Genomic DNA, 23805 nt, shown 5'->3' on the forward strand with positions numbered 1-23805 from the left:
TCGCTCTCAAGGACGCTCCCCATGCGCGCTAAGGGCGTTCTGCAGGCCGAGGTGGAAATCCTCGTGCCGTTCTTCGACGTGGACATGATGGAAATCGTCTGGCACGGCCACTACGTCAAGTACTTCGAACAGGCCCGCTGCGCCCTGCTCGACAAGCTCGACCACGGCTACCCGCAGATGCGCGACAGCGGCTACGCCTGGCCGGTGATCGACCTGCAGCTGCGCTACATCCGCGGCGCCACCTTCGGCCAGCGCATCAGCGTGTGCGCCGACCTGGTGGAATGGGAGAACCGCCTGAAGATCCATTACCTGATCAGCGACACCGCCACCGGCGAACGCATGACCCGCGGCAGCAGCGTGCAGGTCGCGGTGGAGATCGCCACCCGCGAAATGCAGCTGGCCTCGCCCAAGGTCTTCATCGATGCCGTGCAGCGGGTGATCGGATGAAAATCCTGGCGCGTTTCTCCCTGCTGGTCGGCCTGCTGCTCAGCGCGCTGAACAGCCAGGCCGAGCCACTGACCCTGGATCAACTGAGCCAGCAGCTGTCGCAGCACCCCGTGGTGCGTGGCCCGTTCGTGCAGGAAAAGCACCTGCGCGCCCTGCCGCAACCGCTGACCAGCAGCGGCACCTTCGTGCTGGCCGCCGATGCCGGCCTGATGTGGAAGCTGGAGAAACCGCTCGAGCAGGCTTACCGCATCGACACCAACGGCATCGCCAAGCGCACCGCCGAGGGCTGGCAGATGCAACCGGGGCGCGACGTGGCGGCTCAGCAGAGCAAGTTGTTTCTCGACGTGCTCAAGGGCAACCACAGCGGCCTGGCGCGCAATTTCGCGCTGCAGCTCAGTGGCGATGCCAAGGCCTGGACCCTGACCCTGACGCCGACCTCGCTGCTGCTCAAGCAGGTGTTCAGCCGTATCGACATCGGCGGTGGCGAACTGGTCGAGCGCATCGAGCTGCACGAAACCCAGGGTGACCGCACCTTGCTGCGCATGCCCGCCAGCGTCGCCGGCGAGGCCCTGAGCGAACAGGAGCGCAGCGATTTTGCGCGCTGAGCACACCCTGATCGAACGCCGCCTGCCGCGGCTGTTCGCCGTGCTGCTGGTGGCGCTGTTGGCGCTGACCGCCTGGCAATGGCGCAACGGCCCGCCGATAGCGGCCAGCATGCTCGCCCTGCTGCCCAGCGGCGCCGGTGACGCACGCCTGCAACAGGCCGAAGCACGCATGCAGGAGCCGATTCAGCACGACCTGCTGGTGCTGGTCGGCCATCCGCAGCGCGAGCGGGCGGTCGCCCTGGCAGCCGAACTGGGGCGGCAATGGCAGGCCAGTGGCCACTTCGAGCAGGTGCGCTGGCAGCTCGACAGCGACCTCGATGCCCTGCGCCAGCACTTGCGCGACAGCCGCCTGAACCTGCTGCCTGCCACCGACCGCCAGTTGCTGATCGAGCGACCGGACGCCTTCATCGAGCAACGCGCCGCAGCGCTGTTCGACCCCTTCGCCTCGTTCAGCCTGCTGCCGCCGGAGCAGGACTGGCTCGGCCTGGGCGCCCGCGCCCAGCAGGCACTGAATTTCGGCGGCCGGATGCAGCCGGACCTGGCCAGCGGCACCCTGCTGGTCAACGAGCCCGGCATGAGCTGGGCCGTGCTGCACCTGCGCAGCCGTGGCGATGCCTTCGATATGCAGGCGCCACTGGTCATCGCCCAGGGCATCGACGCGGCTCGCCAGATCGTCGAGGCCGATGGCGGCCAGCTGCTCGCCACTGGCGGCGCGCTGTATGCCGCCGCCGGCCAGAACAAGGCGATGAGCGAGATGACCCTGATCGGCGGCGCGGCCAGCCTCGGCACCCTGTTGCTGTTGCTGATCGGCTTTCGCCGCCCGCGGGTGCTGCTCAGCCTGCTGCCCATCGGCGTGGCGCTGGTGGCCGGTTGCGCCGCCTGCGTGCTGATCTTCGGGCAGATCAACGCCCTGACCCTGGTGCTCGGCGCCAGCCTCATCGGGGTGGCCGCCGACTATCCGCTGCATTACCTGAGCAAGAGCTGGGGCCACGCCGAGTGGCGCAGCTGGAGCGCGCTACGCAGCACCCTGCCGGGCCTGAGCCTGAGCCTGGGCACCAACCTGATCGGCTACCTGGCGCTGGCCTTCACGCCATTCCCGGCACTGACCCAGATCGCCGCGTTCTCCGCCGCCGGGCTGATCGGCGCCTACCTGTGCTCCGTGTGCCTGCTGCCGGCCTGGCTGAACGGCATGCGCCTGCGCCCGGCGCCACGCCTGCTGGCCATCGCGACCCAGGCGATGAGCTGGCACGGTCGCCTGCGCCAGGGCAGCGGCACCTACTGGCTGCTGGCGCTGTTCCTGGCGTTCTGCGCCGCCGGCATCTGGCAACTGCACAGCCAGAACGATCTGCGTCAGTGGCTGGGCAAGGACCCGGCGCTGTTTGCCCAGTCGCAACGCATCGTCGAACTCACCGAGCAGCAGCCCACCAGCCAGTTCTTCCTGGTGCGCGCCAACGACCAAGCGCAGTTGCTGCAGCGCCAGCAGGCGCTCGGCGTGCGGCTCGACGCACTGGCCAGTGGCGGCCAGCTGCGCAGCTACCTGTCGCTCAATCAGCTGCTCGCTCCCGCCGATCGACTGCAGGCCTCCCGCGAAGCGTTGCGAGCGCTACCCGCTTACTGGCAACCGCTCCTGGCGCTGGGCATCCCCGCCGAAGCCTTGCAGGCCGAGCTGCAGCAACTACTGGCACAACCCCAGGCAAGCCTGGAGCAGGCCCTGGCGAGCCCGCTGGCCGAGCCCTGGCGGGCGCTGTGGCTGGGCCGCGACGAACGGGGTGTGGCCGCCATCGTCAGCCTGCAGGGGCAGACCGACAGCACCGTGCTGCAAGGTGCGGTGGATGGCCTGGAAGGCGTGCAGCTGGTCGACCGCCTGGGCGAGCTGAACGGCCTGTTCGCCGCCACCCAGGTCAGCGCCGCCGAACTCAAGCTGATCTCCTGCCTGGCCATCGTCCTGCTGCTGTGCCTGCCGTTCGGCATTGGCGGCGCCTTGCGGGTGGTCTGCCTGCCGCTGCTGGCGGCGCTGGCGGCACTGGCCTGCCTGGGTTGGCTGGGCCAGCCGCTGACGCTGTTCAGCCTGTTCGGTTTGCTGCTGATCACCGCCATCGGCGTCGATTACGCCATCCTGATGCGCGAGAACATCGGCGGGCCGGCGGTCAGCCTGCTCGGCACCCTGCTTTCGGCGGTCTCCAGCTGGCTGTCGTTCGGCCTGCTGCTGGTCAGCCAGACGCCCGCCATCGCCAACTTCGGCCTGGCCATCAGCCTGGGCCTGATGTTCTGCTTCCTGCTCTCACCCTGGGCCGCTCCGCGGTATGCCAAAGAGGCTCACCCATGAGCGTACTCGCGTTCTGGCTGGTCGCCCTGGCCGCTTATGCCGTGGTCGGCATCGCCGGCGGCCGGCGACTGATTCCCATCGTCGGCCAGTTGCTGGTCGCCAGCCTGGCGGTGCCCGCACTACTGCTCGGCTGGGTAGAGCCGCACCTGAACCTTGGCGCGGCCGATCTGCTGGCGCCGACCTGGGTCGATCTGGCCTATGGCCTGTGCTTCGCCCTGCTGCTGGGCTACATCCTCAGCGACGTGATCGATCTGGAGTTGAGCCCGGCGTGCCTGAAGATCGCCCTGCCGAGTTTTCTGCTGCCCCTGCTGGCCGGTTTGGCCTGCGCCCTGTGGGTGCTGCCGGGGGACTACGGTTGGCTGAGCGCGATCGGAATCGGCCTGCTGTTCTCGATCACCGCGATTCCGGTGCTGTACCTGTTCCTGCAGAGCATCGGCTACCCGCCGGCGGCCACCAAACGCCTGCTGCACGCGGCGATCCTCATGGACTTCATGTGCTGGAGCCTGTTTGGCCTGGCACAGGGCAGCAGCCACCCGGCCAGCCTGCTGTGGCCACTGCTGGCCGCCGCGCTGCCGCTGGCGCTCAACCTGCTGCGGCTGCGCCACCCGCTGTTCTACAGCCTGCCGTTCTTCGCCCTGATGGTGCTGCTGCACAACCTCAAGCTCAACGCCCTGGTGTTCGGCATCGCCTACATGTTGTGCCTGGCGGCGATCCGCATGCCATTCCAGCTGCCTTTGCCGCAGCACCAGTGGAAGCTGCTGATGAACGGCCTGGCGGTACCGCTGATCCTCACCTGCGGCGTGCTGCGCGTGGACTTTCACGGCATCGGCGCGGCCGGCTCCTGGTTCGCCGTCGGCGTGCTGCTGGTGGCGCCGGTGCTCAGCAAGGTGCTCGGCAGCTGGCTGGGCCTGCACTGGGCCGATCCCGCTGCCACGGCGCGGATCAAGTGGCACGAAAGTTTGCTGCTGAACATTCGCGGCCTGACCGAGATCGTCTTTCTCAACCTGCTTCTGCAACTGCAGCTGATCGATGCCATGGTGTATTTCGGCCTGCTGCTGATGAGCCTGTTCTCCACCCTGCTGCCCGCCGTGATGGGTCGGCGCGTTTACCCGAGCGAGGCAAAAAGCCGTTATGAAATCTCCTGAAGTCCAACAGCATCAGATCGTCGTAGCCGGTGCCGGCCCGGCTGGCGCGATTGCCGCCGCCATCCTCAAGCGCAAGGGCCACGAGGTGCTGATCCTCGAGCGCCAGCGCTTCCCGCGCTTCTCGATCGGCGAGAGCCTGCTGTCGCACTGCCTGGACTTCGTCGAGGAAGCCGGGATGATCGACGCGGTGCGTGCCGCGGGCTTCCAGACCAAGCACGGCGCAGCCTTCGCCTGGGGCGATCGCTACACCGACTTCGATTTCCGCGAGACCTTCACGCAGAGCTTCGGCTCAACCTACCAGGTGCAGCGCGCCGATTTCGACAAGGTGCTGGCCGACGCCGCCGAGCGCCAGGGCGCGACCATCCGCTACGAAGAGGAAATCGTCGCCGTGGACTTCAGCGGCGAGCAGCCGTTGCTGTCGGTACGCCGCCTGACCGACGGCCACGAGTATCAGGTGCGCTGCGCCTTCGTGCTCGACGCCAGCGGCTATGGCCGCCTGCTGCCGCGCCTGCTTGACCTCGAACTGACGTCCAACCTGCCGATGCGCAAGGCGCTGTTCACCCATATCGAAGACCGCATCGATCATCCGTCCTTCGACCGCGAGAAGATCCTCATCACCACCCACGCCAGTCTGCGCGACGTGTGGTTCTGGACCATTCCGTTCAGCAACGGCCGTTGCTCCCTCGGCGTGGTCGGCCTGGCCGAGCGCTTCAGCGGTTACCCCGACGACATGGACGCCGCGCTCAAGCAGTTCGTTGCCGAAACGCCGAGCCTGGCCAAGGTGCTGGGCAATGCCGTGTGGGACACCCCGGTGCGCGAGATCAAGGGCTACTCGGCCAACGTCAAGGCACTGCACGGCAAGGGCTTCGCGCTGCTGGGCAACGCTGCCGAGTTCCTCGACCCGGTATTCAGCTCGGGCGTGACCATCGCCATGCGTTCGGCAAGCATGGCCGCCAACCTGCTGCACCGCCAGTTGAGCGGCGAGACCGTGGATTGGGAACAAGACTTCGCGATTCCACTCAAACGCGGCGTCGATACCTTCCGCGTGTACGTCGAAGGTTGGTACGACGGCAGCTTCCAGGACGTCATCTACTACCCCAATGCCTCGCCCGAGATCCGCGCCATGATCAGCTCCATCCTCGCCGGCTATGCGTGGGACGCGCGCAACCCCTATGTCGCCGAACCCAAGCGCCGCCTGCGGGTGCTCGCCGAGTTGTGCGCCAGTGCCTAAGGAGATCGCGATGGATCGCGCCGCCGCCACCTACGTCGAAGAGACCGGTTTCGGTTTCTGGTTCCTGCGCAGCCACGTGTGGCAGCACCATGTGCTGCGCGTGGCCGTCGACGACCTGCGCGGGTTGATCGATGGCCCGCTGCCGGTCGCACCGGTGGTGCTGGATGCCGGCTGCGGCCAGGGCAAGTCGTTTTCGCTGCTGCAGCGTGCGTTTTCGCCGGCGCGAATCATCGGCCTGGATGCCGACCCGCACAGCCTCGACTGCTCGCGTGCCGAAGCTCAGCGCCTGGGTCTCGACGTGCAATTGATCGCCAGCGACTGCGCGGCGATCCAGTTGCCCGATGCCAGCGTGGACATGCTCTTCTGCCACCAGACCTTTCATCATCTGGTCGAGCAGGAGCAGGCGCTGGCCGAGTTCTGGCGCGTGCTCAAGCCCGGTGGCCTGCTGCTGTTCGCCGAGTCGACCAAGTACTACATCGACACCTGGGTGATTCGCTGGCTGTTCCGCCACCCCATGGACGTGCAGAAGAGTGCCGATGAATACCTGGCCATGCTGCACCAGCAGGGTTTCGAATTCAGCGAACGCAACGTCTCCTACCCGTACCTGTGGTGGAGCCGCTCGGAAGATTTCGGCCTGCTGGAGCGCTGGGGCATCCGCAAGGCCAAACCCTTCGGCCAGCGCAACGAGACCCTGGTCAACGCCGCGGTGCGCAAACCGCTGGAGCCGGCATGAAACACCTGCTGACCCTCGCCTGCATCCTGCTGCTGACGGCCTGTGCCGCCCGCACGCCGTTACCTGCCGCCACGCCGCAACTGGCGCAGCCGCTGCCGATGTCGCTGCAGATCAGCACCGCCGATGGCCAGGACTGGCTGCTGGTAATCCAGGCCGAGGGTGCGGCACTGCGCTGGTCGCTGTTCGATCCGCTCGGCGTGCCGCTGGCCCGGCAATCGCTGGCAGGCGGCGCCTGGCACAACGACGGCCTGCTGCCACCCAACCCTGCGGCCCGCGAGCTGTTCGCCGCCCTGCTGTTCGCCCTCACCCCGGACGCGCAATTGGCCGGCAGTTACGCCGATAAAAGCTGGCGACAAGGCGCCGAAGGGCGCCAGCTGGCACCTGACTGGCGCATCCGCTATAGCGCCGGGCAGGCCATCGAACTCAGCAATGCCACGCAGCAGTACCGGGTGCGCCCGCTGGAGACGCCACCATGATCGCTCGACTCGACGCCCTCGGCGTGATCTGCGCCCTTGGCCAGGGCAAGCAGGCGGTGGCCGACGCCCTGTTCGCCGGCGACACCAGTGGCATGCGCCGCCAGACCGGCTGGATTCCCGAGCGCAGCGTCACCGTCGGTGCGGTCGAGGCGAGCTTGCCGGAGATGCCCGCCGGCTTCGAGCACGCCGACAGCCGCAACAACCGCCTACTGCTCGCCGCCGCCCAGGAAATCGAGGGCGACATCCGCGCCGCCATCGCCCGATACGGCGCCAGCCGCGTCGCCGTGGTGCTCGGCACCAGTACCTCGGGCATCGCCGAAGCCGGCGAGCATATCGCCGAGTACGTGCACGACGGCGAGCTACCGGCCGCCTACCGCTACAGCCGCCAGGAGATCGCCGCGCCAGCCAATTTCCTGGCTGACTGGCTGGGCCTCAGCGGCCCGGTCTATTGCCAGTCCACGGCCTGCACCTCCAGCGGCCGCGCCCTGCTCGCCGCCCAGCGCCTGCTGAGCATGGGGGTGTGTGATGCAGTGCTGTGCGGCGGCGTGGACAGCCTGTGCAAACTGACCCTGAACGGCTTCGCCAGCCTGGAGGCGGTATCCGACGAGCGCTGCAATCCGTTCTCGGTCAACCGCCACGGCATCAATATCGGCGAGGCTGCCGCGTTGTTCCTGATGACCCGCGCCGAACAGGGGCCCGGCATCGGCCTGCTCGGCGGTGGCGCGACATCCGACGCGCACCATATTTCCGCGCCGCACCCCGAGGGCCTCGGCGCCCAGCAGGCGATGCGCCAGGCGCTGGCCGCCGCCGGGGTGGCCGCCGAACAGATCGGCTACCTCAACCTGCATGGCACCGCCACCACGCACAATGACGCCATGGAGAGCCTGGCCGTACAGGCGCTGTTCCCGGCGGGCGTAGCCTGTTCGTCGAGCAAACCGCTGACCGGCCATACCCTGGGCGCTGCCGGTGCCCTGGAAGCGGCCTTCTGCTGGCTGACGCTATCGGACCACAACGCCGCCAATCGCCTGCCGCCGCACATCTGGGACGGCCAGGCCGAGCCGCAGCTGCCGCGACTCGATCTGGTCAGCGCGAACGCCAACCGGCAGTTGCCGAGCCACGGCCGGCGCTATCTGATGAGCAATTCGTTCGCCTTTGGCGGCAACAACATTTCCTTGATCCTGGGAGACCTTTCGTGAGTGTCTGGCCCGTCGCCGAGCTGGTGCCCCACGCTGGCGACATGATTCTGATCGACGAGGTGCTGGCATTCGGCGCCGACCATATCGACACCCGCCTGGTGGTACGCCCTGGCGGCCTGTTCAGCCAGGCCGACGGCAGCCTGCCGGCTGCGCTGGGCATCGAGCTGATGGCCCAGAGCGTGGCCGCGTTCGCCGGCTGCCATGCCCGTGAACAAGGCCTGCCGGTGGAGCTGGGCTTTCTGCTTGGGACGCGCAATTACACCTGCAACGTGGACCGTTTCCCGGCTGGCAGCACCCTGCTGATCCGCGCCAATCGATCGCTGCAGGACGACAACGGCATGTGCGTGTTCGAGTGCCGCCTCGAAGGCCCGGGCATCCTGGTCGAAGCGCGGCTCAACGTGTTCCAGCCCCGCGACGTGTCCACCTACATCCAAGAACCCCCACTTCAGGAGCCGTCCCAATGAGCGAGACCATTCTGGTCACCGGATCGAGCCGCGGTATCGGCCGTGCCATCGCCCTGCGCCTGGCGCGCGCCGGTTTCGACCTGGTGCTGCATTGCCGCTCGCGCCGCGACGAGGCCGAAGCGGTGCAGCGCGAGATCGAGGCCATGGGCCAGAAGGCGCGCATCCTGCAGTTCGACCTGGCCGACCGGGCAACCTGCCGCAACGCCCTGGAAGCCGACGTGGAAAGCCATGGTGCTTACTACGGCGTGGTGTGCAACGCCGGGCTGACCCGCGACGGCGCCTTCCCGGCCCTCGGCGAGGAGGACTGGGATGTGGTGCTGCGCACAAATCTGGATGGTTTCTACAACGTGCTGCACCCGCTGACGATGCCGATGGTGCGTCGCCGCAAGCCAGGGCGTATCGTCTGCATCACCTCGGTTTCCGGGCTGATCGGCAACCGCGGCCAGGTCAACTATAGCGCCTCGAAAGCCGGCATCATCGGCGCCGCCAAGGCCCTGGCAATCGAGCTGGGCAAACGCAAGATCACCGTCAACTGCGTGGCCCCCGGGCTGATCGACACCGAGATTCTCGACGAGCACGTACCGCTCGAGGAGATTCTCAAGATGGTGCCGGCCGCGCGCATGGGCACCCCGGAGGAAGTGGCCGGCACGGTGAATTTCCTGATGTCCGAAGAGGCGGCGTACATCACCCGCCAGGTGATCGCCGTCAATGGCGGTCTGTGTTGAAAGAGAGCGAAGTGGCATGAAACGCGTAGTCGTTACCGGCATGGCCGGCATTACCTCCCTGGGCGACAGCTGGGACAGCATCGCGGCGAATTTCCGCGCCAACCGCAGCGGCATCCGCGTGATGCACGAGTGGGATCGCTTCAGCGAGCTGAACACCCGCCTGGGCGGCCCGGTGGACGACTTCGTCGTGCCCACCCACTGGACCCGCAAGCAGCTGCGCAGCATGGGCCGCGTATCGCGCCTGTCGGTGTACGCTGCCGAACGCGCCCTGGCCCACGCCGGCCTGCTCGAAGACGAGAGCATCAAGGATGGGCGCATGGGCGTGGCCTGCGGCTCGTCCACCGGCAGCACCGACGAGATCAAGGCGTTCGGCAACATGCTGCTCAACTCGGTGGCCGACGGCCTCAACGCCAACTCCTACATCCGCATGATGCCGCACACCACGGCGGCCAACATCAGCATCTTCTTCGGCCTCACCGGCCGGCTGATCCCCACCTCCAGCGCCTGCACCAGCGGTAGCCAGGGCATCGGCTACGCATACGAGGCGATCAAGTTCGGCCGCCTGCCGCTGATGCTCGCCGGCGGCGCCGAGGAGCTGTGCCCGACCGAAGCGATGGTCTTCGACGCGCTGTACGCCACCAGCCTCAAGAACGACGCGCCACACACCAGCCCGCGCCCCTATGACAGCGGCCGCGACGGCCTGGTGATCGGTGAAGGCGCCGGCATGCTGGTGCTCGAGGAGCTCGAACACGCCCTGGCGCGCGGCGCCACCATCCACGCCGAGATCGTCGGCTTCGGCTGCAATGCCGATGGTCAGCACGCCACCAAGCCGGTGCAGAGCACTATGCGCCGCGCCATGCAGCTGGCCCTGGAAGATGCCGCATTGACGCCCGAGGCCATCGGCTACGTCAACGGCCACGGCACTGCGACCGAACAGGGTGACGTCGCCGAAACCCAGGCCACCAGCAGCCTGTTCGGCCCGCGCATGCCGATCAGCTCGCAAAAGAGCTACTTCGGTCACACCCTGGGTGCCTGCGGCGCGCTGGAGTCGTGGTTCAGCATCGAGATGCTCAACCGCGACAGTTACGTGCACACCCTCAACCTGGATCACATCGACCCGGCCTGCGGCGAGCTGGACTACCTGCGCGGCGAGTTCCGCGAGATGAGCCACGAATACGTGATGAACAACAATTTTGCCTTCGGCGGGGTCAACACGTCGCTGATCTTTCGCCGCTGGCGCTGACCCCCAAGACAAGGACCAAGGATGATGTCTCGCTTCAACCGCTTCGCCCTGCTTGCCGCACTGCTGCTGGGCATTACCGCCTGTACCTCGAAACCGGTGCTGAACATCACCAGCAGCGCCCCGCCCGCCGTGGTGAAAGACGAGGACGACATGCGCCGGGCGATCCTCACCGCCCTGCAACGTCGGCAGTGGACGGTGGAGCGCGCCGACCGCGGGCAGATCATGGCGCTGATCACCCGCCGCAGCCACCAGGCCGAAATCACCATTCCCTACAGCGCGTCGGGCTACTCGATCCGCTACCGCGACAGCCACAACCTCGACTACCGCAAAGGCAAGATCCACCGCAACTACAACAAGTGGGTCCGCAATCTCGACCGCAGTATCCAGCAGGAACTGCAAAGCCCCTCCCTTCCCATGCCCCAGTAACACCTCAGGAGATACCCGATGAACGCGAAACGCTTGACCGCTGCTGCACTGCTCACCGCCGCCCTGCTGCCTGCCGTCAGCCAGGCCCGTGACACCGCCCACTTCCTGGACTTCCAGTCGGTGGTCAACGAAGCCACCCAGGCCGGACGCCTCGATGGTTCGGTGAAGTTCTACCTGAACAAGACCCCGGCCGGCGCCAAGATCATCAACGCCAACGTCACCACCAGCCAGAAGACCAACGCCTTCAACAAGACCGATGAAGCCGCCTGCAGCTGGGCGCTGCAATCGGCGCTGATCAAACTGCAGAACTCGGCCAAGGCCGCCGGCGCCAACGCCGTGGTCGACCTGGCCAGCAACTACAAGAACAAGGAATACCGCGACAGCAGCAAGTACGAATGCCACGCCGGCGCCATCATGGCGGGCGTTGCGCTGAAGGGTAAGTACGCGAGCGTCAAGTAAGCCCGTGATGCGCCGCAAGCACAGCCTTGCGGCGCGTCGGCTCAGAACCTGTTCAAGATCCTCGCATGAAAGCGGCAACTACAAGGCAGAAGCGGCCATCGATGCAGTACCCGTGGGAGCGGGGAACGGCCGCTTGCGCCCCACTTAGCTGCCGAATCGGTGAATCTGTAGCAAAAGACTCAAAAGGGTCTTCAGAAGAGATAGGGCACAAACATCCGGCTGCGCGCCATGTAGGCGCGGTAGGCGTCGCCGAAATAGGCCAACGACTCACGCTCCTCGACGCGCGCGGCGAGCCACAGCAGCACGCTGGACGCCACCGCCAGCAGCATCACAAGAGTGGTCGGCTGCTTCCAGGCGATACCCCAGGCGAGCAGCAGCAGCGAGCAGTACATCGGGTGGCGGATGTAGGCGAAAATGCCGCTGGTGACCAGTTGCGAGGTACGCTCGAAGGCGAACAGCTCGTCGTCCTGACGGCGCTCGTCGGCACGCCCGAAACGGCGCATCTGGTAGATGCCGGCGAACAGCACCGCCAGCGACGAAGTCAGCAACACCCAGGAAATTTGTTGATGCACGGCGGCGCGGTCCTCGAACCAGAACGGCGCGTTGAGTACCAGCATCACCAGCATCACCTCCCAGGCGAAGTAGCGATAGAAACCGTGGCTGCGCGGGTTGCCCAGCGAACGCCAGGAGACGAGCGTCAGGGCGATGCTCAGCCCCACGAAAACCAGTAATTGCCAACCGCCCACTCGCTTGCTCCCCAATACCCTCTGTTACACTGCTGCGCTCGCTTAGCAGCCCGCCGCCAGACGCCCGCCATGGATCGCACCCAACTGCACTCACTGCTGCCGCACCAGGGCCAGGCACTCTGGCTGGACGCCCTGCTCGACCACGACGCCATCGGCATTCGCGGCCTGAGCGACTGGCGGCATCTGCACAACCTGGGCGAGAACGCCTCGCCGAGCCTGCTGTTCGAGGCCGCTGCCCAGCTGTGCGCTGCGCATGGTGCCTTATACGGCAATGACAGCGCCATCGAAATGGCCCTGGTCGGCAAACTCTCCCAGTTGCAGTTGCACTATCACCCCACCCGGCGTGAAGGCGCCCTGCTGGTCAGCGCGACTCAGGAAGCCCTGAGCCCAGCCGGCGCCCTCTACGGTTTCAGCGTACAGGAAGGCGAGCGCCTGCTGCTGGACGGCAAGCTGCTGCTGGTGCTCGTCCGTGCTTGAACTCAGCCGCCTCGCCTATCGCTACCCTGGCGCCGCGCAACCGGCGCTGCACGCCATCGACCTGCACCTGCAGGCCGGCCAGTGCCTCGGGCTGCTGGGCAGTAACGGCGCCGGCAAGACCACCTTGCTGTCGCTGCTCAGCGGCGTGCTGCAGCCGCTGGATGGGCAGATTGCCTGGCACGGCGAGCGCAGTCTGGGCCTGGTGCCCCAGCAGTTGGCCTTCTACGCCGGGCTGAAGGTGCGAGAGAACCTCGCGCTGTTCGCCGATCTTTACCGGTTACGCGGTAGCGAGCGGCGCCAGCGCCTGGAGCGCTGCATCGCCAGCACGGCCCTGGCAGACAAGCTCGAGCGCCGCGCCGAACGCCTGTCCGGTGGCGAGCAGCGGCGCCTGAACTTCGCCATCGGTCTGTTGCAACCGGCCGATCTGTACCTGTTTGACGAGGCCACGGTGGGCGTCGATGCCGCCAGCCGGCAGCTGCTGCTCGACGCCGTACAGCAGCTGACCGCCGACGGCAAGGCGGTGATCTACACCAGCCATTACCTGGACGAAGTGGAAAAGGTCGCCGACCGCATCCTGCTGCTGCACCAAGGTCGCGTGCAGTTGGATGTCGATACGCACCAGTTGCTCGGTGACCAGCCAGGGCTGTTTCTGGAATGGCCGGAGCGCGTGCCCGAGGCGTTGCCGGCGCTGCTGGCCGAACTCCACCTGAGCGCCGAGTTCACGCCCAACGGCCTGCGTATCGCCGCGCTGAACGTCGAGCAATTGCTGGCGATCACCCGCTTCATCGCCGCACAACCGCAAACGCCCAGCCTGCTGCGCTTCGGTCGGCCGTCCCTGGAGCAGCTGTACCTGCGCCTCAACGGAGGTCGCCTGTGAGACTGCGCGCCCTGGTTCGCAAGGAAATCCTTCTGCTGGTGCGCGACCCCCACGCGCTGGCCGTGCTGTTCATCATGCCGACGCTGTTTCTGGTGATCATGGCCGGCGCCATGTCCAGCTACCTGCAGGACCGCCTGCCGCCCCTGCAGTTGGTGCTGCAAACCCCGCAGCCCAGCGAGTCGAGCCGTTTCTTCCACGACGCCCTGCAGGCACGGTTACCCGACAGCCAACTGCTGGACCATGGGCCGGCACAAATGGCGCGCATCAGCCTGCCAGCGGATTTCGACGAGAGGCTGCTGGACACCCCTCACCAGGGCCCGGCGCTAAGCTTTCCTGCGCAGTTCGATCGCCTTTCGCGCCAGCGCCTGCACGCTGCGGTGACCATCGCCCTGGCGCAGACCCGGCTGCTTGCCTACCTGCAGGACAGCGGCGCGCTGGAACAAGGCCTCAGCCGCGACGAGCAGCTCGAACTGGTCCAGCAGCGCACCGAGAGCCGCATCGACGAGCAGGAGCGCCTGGCCAGTGGCGACCTCAGCGCCCAGGCCAATGCCACGCAGATGAGCGTGCCGGCCTGGCTGATCTTCGGCATGTTCTTCGTGGTGCTGCCGATGGCCGGCAGCTTCCAGCGCGAACAGCAAAGCGGCGCGCTGCTGCGCTTCCGCTGCCTGGGCCTGGGGCTCGACACCCTGGCGGCGAGCAAGGTACTGCCCTACCTGGCCATCAACCTGGTGCAGTTCGCGGTGCTGCTGGCGATCGGCGTGCACGGGCTGCCACTGGCCGGCCTGCCCGCGCTGGAACTCAACGGCAGCCTGCTCGCCTACGCCGTGCTGGCCGTCAGCATCGCCCTGGCCACCAGCAGCCTGGGCCTGTTGCTGGCCGCCCTGGCGCACAGTAGTGAACAAGCCCTATTGCTTGGCGGCGGGATCAATATCATCCTCGCAGCCATCGGCGGCATCATGGTGCCCAAGAGCGTGATGCCCGAGGCCATGCGCCAGTTGGCAGAGGTGTCGCCGATGAGCTGGGCACTGGACGCCTTCCTTACCCTGCTGGTGGGCCACGGCTCACTGAACGACGTAGCCCCCTGGTGCGCTCGCCTGCTGCTGTTTGCAGCGGTGGCCGGTGTCAGCGGCTTGTTCCTGTTCCACAAACGAGTACAGCAAACGCAATGGACCACACACTACTAGAAAAAAAGCTCAAGCAATTGCTGATTCGCGAGTGCGACAAGGAAGACGATATCGACTGGCAAAGCATCGACAACGACGAACCGCTCTTCGGCCAGCAGAGCCGTATCCAGATGGACAGCCTGGACGCCCTGCAGGTCTCCCTGGCGCTGCAGCAGCACTACGGTGTGCGCATCGAAGGGGCCAAGGACGGTCGGCGCATTCTCAACAGCATCGCCAGTATCGCGGCCTTCATCAGGCAGCAGCAGTGACGCCCGTTTACCTGCAGCGAGGCGCCCTGCACAGCGCCCTCGGCGCCGACCTGTGCGCCGCCAATACAGCCCTGCGCAGCGGCGCGAAGCCGCAAGCGAGCACCGTGCTGCTGCATGAATTGCAGGAACCGCGCCCGTACCTTGCCGTGGCCGGCGATGAAAGCCCCGACGAGCATTTCGACCGGCTGATCCGCGAAACCCTGGGCGACACCCCCGGCGCACTGGACGACTGCCTGCTGATAGTCGCCAGCACCAGCCTGGACATCGACGAGCTGGAGGCGCTCGCCACGCAGCACGGCGGCTTCCAGCCAAGTCACTCGACCTCCCTCGACCTGCTCGCCGAACGGCTGCGCGTGCGCTTCGCCTTCGCCGATGCCTTCACCCTCAACACCGCTTGCACCAGCGCCGCCAATGGCCTGCTGTACGGGGCTCGCTTGCTCGGCACCGGGCTGTACAAGCGGGCCCTGGTGCTGGCCTTCGAAACGCCCAGTGCCATTGCTCAACAAGGCTTCGGCGCCCTGGGCCTGGTATCGCCGAGTGGCGAGTACCGGCCCTTTCACCCGCAGCGCGATGGCCTGGTGTTGGGCGAAGCCTATGCCGCCACACTGCTGGCACTCGAGCCAGGCCCGGCGCCACTGGCCCGCCTGCTGGGCGGTTTCAGTGCCTGCGACACCAGCAGCCTGACCAACACCCGCGAAGACGGCAGCCACATCGAGTGGGTAATGCGCGAAGCCCTGCGCAGTGCCGGCATCGACGCCGCGCAGGTCGACCTGGTCAAACCCCATGGCACGGCCACTGGCGCCAACGATCGCGCCGAAAGCAACGGCGTGCGCCTGCTGTTCGGCGAAGCACTGCCGCCCCTCTGCGTGCTCAAGCCCTGGCTCGGCCATACCCTGGGCGCCTGCGGCCTGAGCGAAACCCTGCTGTTGGTGGAAAACCTCGCCCACCTGCCCGCCTGCGACTACGCCGTGGACGCCCTATTGCCCCTGCCCGACCAGCCCCTGGCGGTCGCCGAGTGCAGCCTGCTGCTGGCCAACTTCTTCGGCTTTGGCGGCAACAACGCCAGCCTGGTGCTGCAACGCTGCGCAGGAGACGCGCCATGAGCCATGCCATCGCGGCCTGCAGCGTACGCGGGGATGTGGAAAACACCGACAAGGACCTCAAGGCCGCGCTGATCAACTGGCTGCCGAGCACGCCACGGCGAATCGACCGGCTGATCCTGCAGGCCCTGCTGTGTACCGCACCGCTCAAGGCCAAGGTGCGCCGTGACTGCGGCCTGTACCTGGCCTCGCGCCACCCGGCGAGGGGCACCATGGGCTCGCTGCTCGACAGCGTGTGCGTACACCAGCTGCAGCCCAAGCCCTTCGAATTCGTCAACAGCGTCAGCAATGCCGCCGGCTTTCACGTCGCCGCGCAACTGGGGCTGGAAGGGCCGAACCTGTTCATCGGCGCCGGCCCCAATGTATGGAAGCACCTGCAGGCATTGGCTGGGCTGGATCTGGCCGACGGCCTGATCGGCCAGGCGCTATTGGTACTGATCGATGAAGACCAGGCCTTCGAGGCTCAGGCGGTGTTGATCGAGGGATCAAGCCAGGCAACTGATTTTGCCGGGCTGACGGCGGGCGTGGATGTGCTGGAGTTGCAGCTGTAACGCAGCGGGCGTTTGGCTGGCTTTAACTTTTTGATGTTTCTCCTACACGGGAATAACAGGCGACACAAATCGCCCCTTCAGGAGGCCGAATGGAGTCGTTGTACAGGGGGACGAGCCGCATGGATGCGGCGAGAGGGCTAGGCGCCCCCGCCTGATGGGCCATGGATGGCCCTTCCAGGCCGGCCCCCGGAACAACGATGGAGTGAGGGAACCCCGGCGAAGCCGGGGCCGAATGTCGGGGCTAGACCTTTTGGTTACTTTTGGGGCAACGCCAAAAGTAACCCGCTCGTCAGAGCGGAACCGAACGCAAGAGCAATGCAATAACTCTGGCAAATCACAGCTCAAACATGTGAAGCGGGCTGTTCAGAAAACTCGAGGCTAAAGCGGATCGCCGCCCGGCCTATCCTACAAAAGCTCCGCACCGACCCTCCTACAGCCTTACCTCAGCCCCTACGCTTGGCCCAGGCGCCCAACTCTTTCATCAACACCCGCTCCTGATCGGCAATCCCCCGCAGCATCTCGGCAATCGGCCGGAAATCTGGCGCTTCTCCCTTGCTGCGGCTGGCGCGCACACAGGCCGAGGCGAACTGGCGCCAGTCGTCGCCCACCGCGGTCATGCGTGTCGAGGCCTCGCGTAACGTGGCGTCGCCAATCTTCTCGCCGGCCTCCTGCAGGAAGCTGGCGTACATGAAGCGAAAACCGGCGCCGCCGGTGCCGATCTCCTCCTGCATGCGCACGATATGGGTGAGGTACAGGCGGTTGTACTTGCTCTGCGCCGGGTCGAGCGACTCGACGCATTTGGCCAGGTGGCGAATGCCGCGGATGCCGATCCACGGCAGTGGCATGCCGTCGAGGATGCGCGAGGTGGACAGCACGCTCTGGCGAATCAACCGCTGCCAGTCCTGTTCCTGCGGCACGTCGTCCAGGTAATACATCAACCCCTTGGCGGCCAGCGCCCCTTTGGCGAAGCGGGCCTTTTGCAGGTCCTCGGCGGCGCAGCGCACCGGCGCTTCGAACACCGGGTCGCTGAGCAGGTATTCGTCGCCCTCGCGCCCATAGGCCAGCAGGTTATGGGCATTGAAGTGAAAGCGCATTTCCGGCGGAAAGTACGGCAGCCAGAACACCGAGCTCTGCAGGCCAGCCAGGCGCCCACTGTCCAGCGCCGCATTCAGCGCAGTACGGCCCTGCTCGGGATTGCTGAACGTACGGCTGGTCAAGCGTAATCCGAGGCGCTTGCTGAGGGTCTTGATCAGGTGCCGCGGCGGCATGCGGTAGGCAATGAGGGGCATGCCGCCCAGCTTGACGATCGGCAGGTAGGCGAACGCCAGGCCCGAAGCCAAACCGAACGCCATTGGCTCGCTCATCGGCAGGCCGGCGTGGGTCAGCAGGCTGGCCATCACGCCACTTTCGCAGTGGGCGCTCTGGCGGTGCTCGAAGGCGGTCATGGCAGTTCCTTCTGATAACGGCGCAGCTCGTCGACGGACAAGCCGAAAGCTTCGGCATAACGAGCCAGCAGCGCATCGCTCAGGCGCCGGTAGACCTCGGGCCGGAAATGCCGACGCACGCGCCACTGCCAGAGCCCGGCGATCTGCGCGAGCGCCGCCTCATCCATGCGATAGCGATACATCAGGCACTTGAGCGGCGACGCCTCGCCATGCTGCCAGGCGGCATGGGCCTCGGCTTCCTGGGCCTGCAACTCGGCGACGGCCAGCTGGGTGGAATAGGACTCGGGCTCCCAGCCGGCGCTCTGCGCCCCCTGGTAATGCCCCTTGTCATCGACGGCGTACAGCAGCTTGCTGTGCCCGCCATAGGCGGAATCCGGGTCTTGGGGAACGTCATCAAGCTTCATTGCCGACCACCGTCAGGTGCATGAACGCACTGGAGAAACGCCCGCTTTCCGGCACGTAGCAGAGCAGCTTCTGGCCACTGCGCAGGCGCCCGCCGTTGAATAGCTCTTCGAGGATGATGAAGATCGACGCGGCGCCGGTATTGCCCTTGCTGGTCAGGTTGGTGAACCAGCGCGTCATGGCAATCGGCAGGTCGACCTCGGCCAGGCCGGCCGCCAGGCGCTCGCGGAAGAACTCGGACGAGTAGTGCGGCAGGAACCAGTCGATGTCCGCCACGCGCAACTCGCGGCGCACCATGATGCGGCGCAGCGCCTCGATCACGGTGAAGCGGACGATGTTGTCGTTGAGCAGCTTGACGTCCTGCTTGATGGCCATCACCGAGCGATGCGCGCGCTGGTCGGCGTCATAGCGGCTCCAGCCGCGCAGCGCACCGTCCTGCATCTCGGCGCCGGCATACATGCATGCTGGCATCTGGTCGGCGAACGAGTAGATGTCCAACCAATCGATGCGCAGGCTCAGGCCGGCCTGGTTGGGTCGATCCTGCAGCAGCAAGGCGCCAGCGCCATCGGAAAGCATCCAGCGCAGGAAGTCCTTCTCGAAAGCGATCTCCGGATGCTTCTCCAGCTCGTCGACGCGGCTCTCGTATTCGGCGTTGAAGTTGCGCGCCAGCATCAGCGCCGAAGCCACTTCCGAGCCACAGGCCACGGCATTGCCGCTCTGCCCACTGGCCACGCTCATCCACGCATATTTCAGGGCGGTCATCCCGCATACGCAGATGCCGGCGGTGGTTGCCACCTCACAGGGCGGGTTGCCCAGCTCACCGTGCACCATGACCGCATGGCCGGGCATCACCTGGTCGGGCGACGAGGTGCTGGCGACCAGGCACTGCAGCTCGTCCAGGGTGAAGCCATCGCCGGCCAGGCCGCGAATTGCCTCGGCACTGAGCTGCGCGTTGGTCATGCTCGGCTCGCCGCTGAGCGGGTCGATGACGTAGTGGCGCTGCTGGATGCCATTGCGCCGCAGGATCAGCTTGCGCGCCCGTGACGGTTTGCCACCGACCATGCCGAGACGCGACTCCATCTGCTCGTTGGCCACGGGCTCATGGGGCAGGCAGGCACTGATGCGATTGATGAATACGGATGTTGCCATAAGGATTATCCTCGGCCTGCTTCACTCGCCGGACGGGCCAGCGAAATAGGCCTTTTCACGCTGGACGCGCGCCTTGAACAGCGGCGCCAGCAACTTCTTCAGCAGCGCGGTGATCGGCACCACGGTGATGATCAGGCAGATCAGGAAAACGATGTAGACCACCAGCCCGGCACCGCGGCGCCGGCTCTGCTGCGGCCCGAGTGCCGACAGCAGGCGGCTCCACAGGGTGAAGCTGCGATTGCCGACCTTCTCGCTGGCGATCAGTTTTTCATCCACTTTCACCGCGCCCAGGCCAGCGAGCATGGGCTGCTCGATGGGCCGCTCGTCAGCCAACAAGCAGCGCGTCATGGCATCGCCAAATCGGCTGGCTGCCGCCAGTTCGTCGTCGTCGATACCGGCGCGCGGCACCCAGCTGTAGGGCTTCTGCCGGCCGGTGAACATCCACAGGGGGGTGGCCAGAAAGCTGGCCGCCGTGCCGCAGGCATCGGTCAGCACCACGTTGTCGACCAGCCGCGCGCCCAGCGCCTGCAGACGTGCCTTGACCTTCTCCTGGGCCATCAGCCACATGTTGCGGCAGCCGATCAGGGTCACCACCGGCGTGCCCTTGAGCAGTCGGGCGGCTTCGGGGGAGGCGAGAAAGCTGGTGAAGGGCAGCGAGGGCGACAGAAACCACACCTGATAGGCGAGAATGATCAGGTCGTATCGCTTGCCGGGATCGACGCCCAACGGTAGCAGTGGCTGCGGTTTCATCAGCACGGTTTCCGGGAAGATCCGGAAGAAGCCGAGAAAGGGCCAGGGAAAGGGAAACGGCTGGGCCGGTTGCAGGGCCAGAAAATCGACCTGCACCCCATCACTCGCCTGCAAGGGCGCACAGACCGATTGCACCAAGCGATTCAATTGGCCAGTCTGTGAAAAGTGAACGACGAGAACCTGACGCATTTTTTAACGCGAATCCCTGCAAAATGAGTGGATTATGCCACAGAGACCTTTTCAAATCGTAACCAAATACTGCGCAAGCTGTGCAGTGGTTCTCTTGCTCGGCCCTTTATCGGCCCAGGCGGGGGATCTGTTGATACGGATCGAGGGCAACCACAGCCCGGCCAAGCTGTATCTGGCCCTGGTGGATGCCGGCCAGGACGACTGGCAGCCGATGCTTCGCGAACTGCAGGGCGAAGGTGCGCAGTTGATCCTCAAGGACGTGCCGCCCGGGCGTTTCGCCCTGCAGCTCTACCAGGACAGCAATGGCAACGGCCACCTCGACCTGAGCCCGCGGGGCATTCCCCTGGAGCCCGTGGGTTTTTCCAACAACCCCATGCTACTCAAAGGCAAACCCAAACCCCGGGCCGCCGCATTCGAGCATGGCGAGGACGACACGCTGGTCGATATCCGCCTGCACCCAGCTCGCGGCAAGGCGCAGACAGACTGACCGTAATCAGTTGTGGTAAGCGGCCGACAGCTCGTGAACGGCCTCGAGGAAGGCACCCGCGTGAGCCGGGTCGACTTCCGGCGTTATGCCATGGCCCAGGTTGAAAACATGGCCGCTGCCACTGCCGTAGCTTTCGAGAATACGCGCGACTTCGGCGCGGATCGCTGCCGGCTTGGCGTATAGCACGGTCGGATCCATGTTGCCCTGCAGGGCCACCTGGCTGCCGACGCGACGACGCGCCTCACCAATGTCGCAGCTCCAGTCCAGGCCCAACGCGTCGGCGCCGGTGGCGGCCATGGACTCCAGCCACAAGCCGCCATTCTTGGTGAACAGGATCACCGGAATCTTGCGGCCATCCTGCTCGCGGATCAGCCCGTCGACGATCTTCTGCATGTAGGCCAGGGAAAACGTCTGGTACGCCGCCGACGACAGGTTGCCGCCCCAGGTATCGAAGATCTGCACGGCCTGGGCCCCCGCTTGTATCTGCCCGTTGAGGTAGGCAGTCACCGAGCGGGCCAGCTTGTCGAGCAGCGCGTGCATGGCTTCGGGATTGTCGTAGAGCATCGCCTTGGACTTGCGAAAGTCCTTCGACGAGCCGCCCTCGACCATGTAGGTCGCCAGGGTCCAGGGGCTGCCGGAAAAGCCGATCAGCGGAACACGGCCGTTGAGGGCCGACTTGATGGTGCGCACCGCATCCATCACGTAGCCCAGGTCCTTTTCCGGATCGGGAATCGGCAGTGCGTCGATATCGGCAGCGCTGCTGATCACCTTTTTGAAACGCGGGCCCTCGCCGGTCTCGAAATACAAGCCCTGGCCCATGGCGTGGGGAATGGTGAGGATGTCCGAAAAAAGGATCGCGGCATCCAGTTGCGGGTAGCGATCGAGCGGCTGCAGGGTGACTTCGCAGGCGAACTCGGGGTTCATCATCAGGCTCATGAAGTCCCCGGCCTTGGCGCGGCTGGCGCGGTATTCGGGCAGGTACCGACCGGCCTGGCGCATCATCCACACCGGCGTGACGTCTACGGGCTGCTTGAGCAGGGCGCGAAGGAAGCGGTCGTTCTTCAGGGCAGTCATGGGTATTCCCGGGCAGAAGCGGTGAGCAAAAAGTGCGCACATTGTCGCAGAGCAGGCTTTAAAAGGCACGGCATGGGACGCCGTGCCGCAGGCGCGGGAGGATGAGGCAAGCAATCGCACGGCGCATTGCCCCAGGTCAGCGAGGCGCCATGAACGACGAAGCCGGCACTTGGCCGGCTTCGTCACGACACGAAAGATTCACACGCCGAGGTAGTCGAGAATCCCTTCGGCGGCATTGCGGCCTTCGTAGATGGCGGTGACCACCAGGTCGGAGCCACGCACCATGTCACCGCCGGCGAACACTTTCGGGTTGCTGGTCTGGTGCTTGAAGGTGGCCTTTTCCGGTGCAACCACGCGGCCCTGGGTGTCGATGCGGATATCGAACTCCTCGAACCACGGCGCCGGGCTCGGGCGGAAGCCGAAAGCGATCAGCACGGCTTCGGCCGGGATGATTTCCTCGGAGCCCGGGATCGGCTCAGGACTGCGACGGCCACGGGCATCCGGCTCGCCAAGACGGGTCTCGACGACCTTGACGCCTTCGACCCGATCTTCGCCGACGATGGCGATGGGCTGGCGGTTGAACAGGAACTTCACGCCCTCTTCCTTGGCGTTCTTCACTTCCTTGCGCGAGCCCGGCATGTTCGCTTCGTCGCGACGGTAGGCACAGGTCACCGCCTTGGCGCCCTGGCGGATCGAGGTGCGGTTGCAGTCCATCGCGGTGTCGCCACCGCCGAGCACCACGACGCGCTTGCCCTTCATGTCGACGAAGTCTTCCGGCGACTTCTCGAAACCGAGGTTGCGGTTGACGTTGGCGATCAGGAAATCCAGGGCATCGTGGACGCCCGGCAGGTCTTCACCGGGGAAGCCGCCTTTCATGTAGGTGTAGGTGCCCATGCCCATGAACACGGCGTCGTACTCGTCCAGCAGTTGCTGCAGGGTGATGTCCTGCCCCACTTCGGTGTTCAGGCGGAACTCGATGCCCATGCCGGTGAACACTTCGCGGCGGTTGCTGAGCACGCTCTTTTCCAACTTGAACTCGGGGATGCCGAAGGTCAGCAGGCCACCGATTTCCGGGTTCTTGTCGAACACCACCGGGGTCACGCCGTTGCGCACCAGCACGTCGGCACAGCCCAGGCCGGCAGGGCCGGCGCCAATCACCGCGACGCGCTTGCCGGTTGGTTTGACCTTGGACATGTCCGGGCGCCAGCCCATGGCGAAGGCGGTATCGGTGATGTACTTCTCCACCGAGCCGATGGTCACCGCGCCGAAACCGTCGTTGAGGGTACAGGCGCCCTCGCAGAGACGATCCTGCGGGCATACGCGGCCGCAGACTTCCGGCAGCGTGTTGGTCTGGTGGCTCAGCTCGGCGGCGGCCAGGATGTTGCCTTCGGAAACCAGCTTCAACCAGTTGGGGATGAAGTTGTGCACCGGGCACTTCCACTCGCAATACGGGTTGCCGCAACCCAGGCAGCGATGCGCCTGGTCGCTGGCCTGGGCCGGCTTGAAGGTGTCGTAGATCTCGACGAACTCTTTCTTGCGCTGGCGCAGCAGCTTCTTCTTCGGGTCTTTACGCCCGACTTCGATGAACTGGAAGTCGTTATTCAGACGTTCAGCCATTTTCAAAACCTCTTAACAGCAGCTTCAGGCTTC

The 23805-nt window shown here is 65.8% G+C and carries 27 protein-coding genes; 20 read left to right on the forward strand and 7 right to left on the reverse strand.

What is annotated here, in order from left to right:
* The first annotated feature begins 21 nt into the window (after positions 1 to 21).
* Genes BVH03_RS05090 through BVH03_RS05150 form a run of 13 tightly spaced genes read left to right on the forward strand, consistent with a single transcriptional unit; the run spans position 22 to position 11476 of the window.
* Complete coding sequence (locus BVH03_RS05090; protein WP_075960166.1) at positions 22 to 447, forward strand: thioesterase family protein; 426 nt, start codon at positions 22 to 24, stop codon at positions 445 to 447.
* Positions 444 to 1052: an outer membrane lipoprotein carrier protein LolA gene (locus BVH03_RS05095; protein ID WP_083639998.1), complete on the forward strand. Its 609-nt coding sequence runs from the start codon at positions 444 to 446 to the stop codon at positions 1050 to 1052. Before BVH03_RS05090 ends, BVH03_RS05095 begins: the two co-directional genes overlap by 4 nt.
* On the forward strand, positions 1042 to 3378 hold the full coding sequence (locus tag BVH03_RS05100; RefSeq protein ID WP_083639999.1) for an MMPL family transporter: 2337 nt from the start codon (positions 1042 to 1044) through the stop codon (positions 3376 to 3378). The genes BVH03_RS05095 and BVH03_RS05100 overlap by 11 nt, the downstream gene beginning before the upstream one ends.
* Complete coding sequence (locus tag BVH03_RS05105) at positions 3375 to 4523, forward strand: sodium:proton antiporter (RefSeq protein ID WP_075960167.1); 1149 nt, start codon at positions 3375 to 3377, stop codon at positions 4521 to 4523. The genes BVH03_RS05100 and BVH03_RS05105 overlap by 4 nt, the downstream gene beginning before the upstream one ends.
* The gene (locus tag BVH03_RS05110; RefSeq protein ID WP_075960168.1) at positions 4510 to 5754 is read left to right on the forward strand and encodes an NAD(P)/FAD-dependent oxidoreductase; all 1245 of its coding nucleotides are present in this window, start codon (positions 4510 to 4512) and stop codon (positions 5752 to 5754) included. Before BVH03_RS05105 ends, BVH03_RS05110 begins: the two co-directional genes overlap by 14 nt.
* Positions 5755 to 5764: 10 nt before the next feature.
* Positions 5765 to 6487 carry a class I SAM-dependent methyltransferase gene (locus BVH03_RS05115; protein ID WP_075960169.1) on the forward strand — a complete coding sequence of 241 codons (723 nt, stop codon included), beginning with the start codon at positions 5765 to 5767 and terminating at the stop codon, positions 6485 to 6487.
* Positions 6484 to 6963: a DUF3261 domain-containing protein gene (locus BVH03_RS05120; protein ID WP_075960170.1), complete on the forward strand. Its 480-nt coding sequence runs from the start codon at positions 6484 to 6486 to the stop codon at positions 6961 to 6963. The genes BVH03_RS05115 and BVH03_RS05120 overlap by 4 nt, the downstream gene beginning before the upstream one ends.
* A complete protein-coding gene (locus BVH03_RS05125) occupies positions 6960 to 8159 on the forward strand; it encodes a beta-ketoacyl-[acyl-carrier-protein] synthase family protein (protein ID WP_075960171.1) in 1200 nt (399 codons plus the stop codon). Before BVH03_RS05120 ends, BVH03_RS05125 begins: the two co-directional genes overlap by 4 nt.
* The gene (locus BVH03_RS05130; protein WP_143485896.1) at positions 8156 to 8623 is read left to right on the forward strand and encodes a hotdog family protein; all 468 of its coding nucleotides are present in this window, start codon (positions 8156 to 8158) and stop codon (positions 8621 to 8623) included. Before BVH03_RS05125 ends, BVH03_RS05130 begins: the two co-directional genes overlap by 4 nt.
* The gene (fabG, locus tag BVH03_RS05135; protein ID WP_075960172.1) at positions 8620 to 9348 is read left to right on the forward strand and encodes a 3-oxoacyl-ACP reductase FabG; all 729 of its coding nucleotides are present in this window, start codon (positions 8620 to 8622) and stop codon (positions 9346 to 9348) included. The genes BVH03_RS05130 and fabG overlap by 4 nt, the downstream gene beginning before the upstream one ends.
* A gap of 16 nt (positions 9349 to 9364) precedes the next feature.
* Entirely contained in the window at positions 9365 to 10591 is a 1227-nt protein-coding gene (locus tag BVH03_RS05140) for a beta-ketoacyl-ACP synthase (RefSeq protein ID WP_075960173.1), read from the forward strand.
* Positions 10592 to 10615: 24 nt separating this feature from the next.
* The gene (locus BVH03_RS05145) at positions 10616 to 11017 is read left to right on the forward strand and encodes a hypothetical protein (RefSeq protein WP_177344890.1); all 402 of its coding nucleotides are present in this window, start codon (positions 10616 to 10618) and stop codon (positions 11015 to 11017) included.
* An 18-nt stretch (positions 11018 to 11035) separates the two neighbouring features.
* Positions 11036 to 11476, forward strand: coding sequence for an excinuclease (locus BVH03_RS05150; RefSeq protein WP_075960175.1), 441 nt, complete (start codon positions 11036 to 11038; stop codon positions 11474 to 11476).
* A 191-nt stretch (positions 11477 to 11667) separates the two neighbouring features.
* Here the strand turns inward: BVH03_RS05150 and BVH03_RS05155 are convergent, their stop codons facing one another.
* Positions 11668 to 12222 (reverse strand): isoprenylcysteine carboxylmethyltransferase family protein, encoded by a 555-nt coding sequence (locus tag BVH03_RS05155; RefSeq protein WP_075960176.1) that lies wholly within the window; start codon positions 12220 to 12222, stop codon positions 11668 to 11670.
* Positions 12223 to 12291: 69 nt separating this feature from the next.
* Here BVH03_RS05155 and BVH03_RS05160 point away from each other — a divergent pair, with 69 nt between their 5' ends.
* From BVH03_RS05160 to BVH03_RS05185, 6 genes are read left to right on the forward strand one after another with little or no spacing between them, the layout of a single operon-like run.
* The gene (locus tag BVH03_RS05160) at positions 12292 to 12699 is read left to right on the forward strand and encodes a beta-hydroxyacyl-ACP dehydratase (RefSeq protein ID WP_075960177.1); all 408 of its coding nucleotides are present in this window, start codon (positions 12292 to 12294) and stop codon (positions 12697 to 12699) included.
* Positions 12692 to 13576, forward strand: a complete 885-nt coding sequence (locus tag BVH03_RS05165; protein WP_075960178.1) for an ABC transporter ATP-binding protein — start codon at positions 12692 to 12694, stop codon at positions 13574 to 13576. The genes BVH03_RS05160 and BVH03_RS05165 overlap by 8 nt, the downstream gene beginning before the upstream one ends.
* The gene (locus BVH03_RS05170) at positions 13573 to 14760 is read left to right on the forward strand and encodes an ABC transporter permease (RefSeq protein ID WP_075960179.1); all 1188 of its coding nucleotides are present in this window, start codon (positions 13573 to 13575) and stop codon (positions 14758 to 14760) included. The genes BVH03_RS05165 and BVH03_RS05170 overlap by 4 nt, the downstream gene beginning before the upstream one ends.
* Positions 14742 to 15008 (forward strand): acyl carrier protein, encoded by a 267-nt coding sequence (locus tag BVH03_RS05175; protein ID WP_075960180.1) that lies wholly within the window; start codon positions 14742 to 14744, stop codon positions 15006 to 15008. The genes BVH03_RS05170 and BVH03_RS05175 overlap by 19 nt, the downstream gene beginning before the upstream one ends.
* Positions 15005 to 16111 (forward strand): beta-ketoacyl synthase N-terminal-like domain-containing protein, encoded by a 1107-nt coding sequence (locus tag BVH03_RS05180; protein WP_075960181.1) that lies wholly within the window; start codon positions 15005 to 15007, stop codon positions 16109 to 16111. The genes BVH03_RS05175 and BVH03_RS05180 overlap by 4 nt, the downstream gene beginning before the upstream one ends.
* Positions 16108 to 16659, forward strand: a complete 552-nt coding sequence (locus tag BVH03_RS05185) for a hypothetical protein (protein ID WP_075960182.1) — start codon at positions 16108 to 16110, stop codon at positions 16657 to 16659. Before BVH03_RS05180 ends, BVH03_RS05185 begins: the two co-directional genes overlap by 4 nt.
* A 443-nt stretch (positions 16660 to 17102) precedes the next feature.
* Here the strand turns inward: BVH03_RS05185 and BVH03_RS05190 are convergent, their stop codons facing one another.
* The 4 genes from BVH03_RS05190 to BVH03_RS05205 are packed head-to-tail and all read right to left on the reverse strand — an operon-like array spanning position 17103 to position 20552.
* Positions 17103 to 18104 (reverse strand): BtrH N-terminal domain-containing protein, encoded by a 1002-nt coding sequence (locus BVH03_RS05190; RefSeq protein WP_075960183.1) that lies wholly within the window; start codon positions 18102 to 18104, stop codon positions 17103 to 17105.
* Positions 18101 to 18508 (reverse strand): hypothetical protein, encoded by a 408-nt coding sequence (locus tag BVH03_RS05195; protein WP_075960184.1) that lies wholly within the window; start codon positions 18506 to 18508, stop codon positions 18101 to 18103. Before BVH03_RS05195 ends, BVH03_RS05190 begins: the two co-directional genes overlap by 4 nt.
* Positions 18498 to 19655, reverse strand: coding sequence for a beta-ketoacyl-ACP synthase III (locus BVH03_RS05200; RefSeq protein WP_075960185.1), 1158 nt, complete (start codon positions 19653 to 19655; stop codon positions 18498 to 18500). The genes BVH03_RS05195 and BVH03_RS05200 overlap by 11 nt, the downstream gene beginning before the upstream one ends.
* 21 nt (positions 19656 to 19676) lie before the next feature.
* The gene (locus BVH03_RS05205; protein WP_256574626.1) at positions 19677 to 20552 is read right to left on the reverse strand and encodes a dialkylrecorsinol condensing enzyme; all 876 of its coding nucleotides are present in this window, start codon (positions 20550 to 20552) and stop codon (positions 19677 to 19679) included.
* A 127-nt stretch (positions 20553 to 20679) separates the two neighbouring features.
* Here BVH03_RS05205 and BVH03_RS05210 point away from each other — a divergent pair, with 127 nt between their 5' ends.
* The gene (locus tag BVH03_RS05210; RefSeq protein ID WP_075960187.1) at positions 20680 to 21081 is read left to right on the forward strand and encodes a DUF2141 domain-containing protein; all 402 of its coding nucleotides are present in this window, start codon (positions 20680 to 20682) and stop codon (positions 21079 to 21081) included.
* A gap of 6 nt (positions 21082 to 21087) precedes the next feature.
* Here BVH03_RS05210 and hemE read toward each other — a convergent pair whose 3' ends face one another.
* Together hemE and BVH03_RS05220 are read right to left on the reverse strand one after the other, a co-directional pair.
* Positions 21088 to 22155: a uroporphyrinogen decarboxylase gene (gene hemE / locus BVH03_RS05215; protein ID WP_075960188.1), complete on the reverse strand. Its 1068-nt coding sequence runs from the start codon at positions 22153 to 22155 to the stop codon at positions 21088 to 21090.
* 198 nt (positions 22156 to 22353) lie between these two features.
* Positions 22354 to 23772 (reverse strand): FAD-dependent oxidoreductase, encoded by a 1419-nt coding sequence (locus tag BVH03_RS05220; protein WP_075960189.1) that lies wholly within the window; start codon positions 23770 to 23772, stop codon positions 22354 to 22356.
* Between the last annotated feature and the right edge of the window lie 33 nt (positions 23773 to 23805).

Source organism: Pseudomonas sp. PA15(2017) (genome assembly GCF_001945395.1).
Classification (GTDB): Bacteria; Pseudomonadota; Gammaproteobacteria; order Pseudomonadales; family Pseudomonadaceae; genus Aquipseudomonas.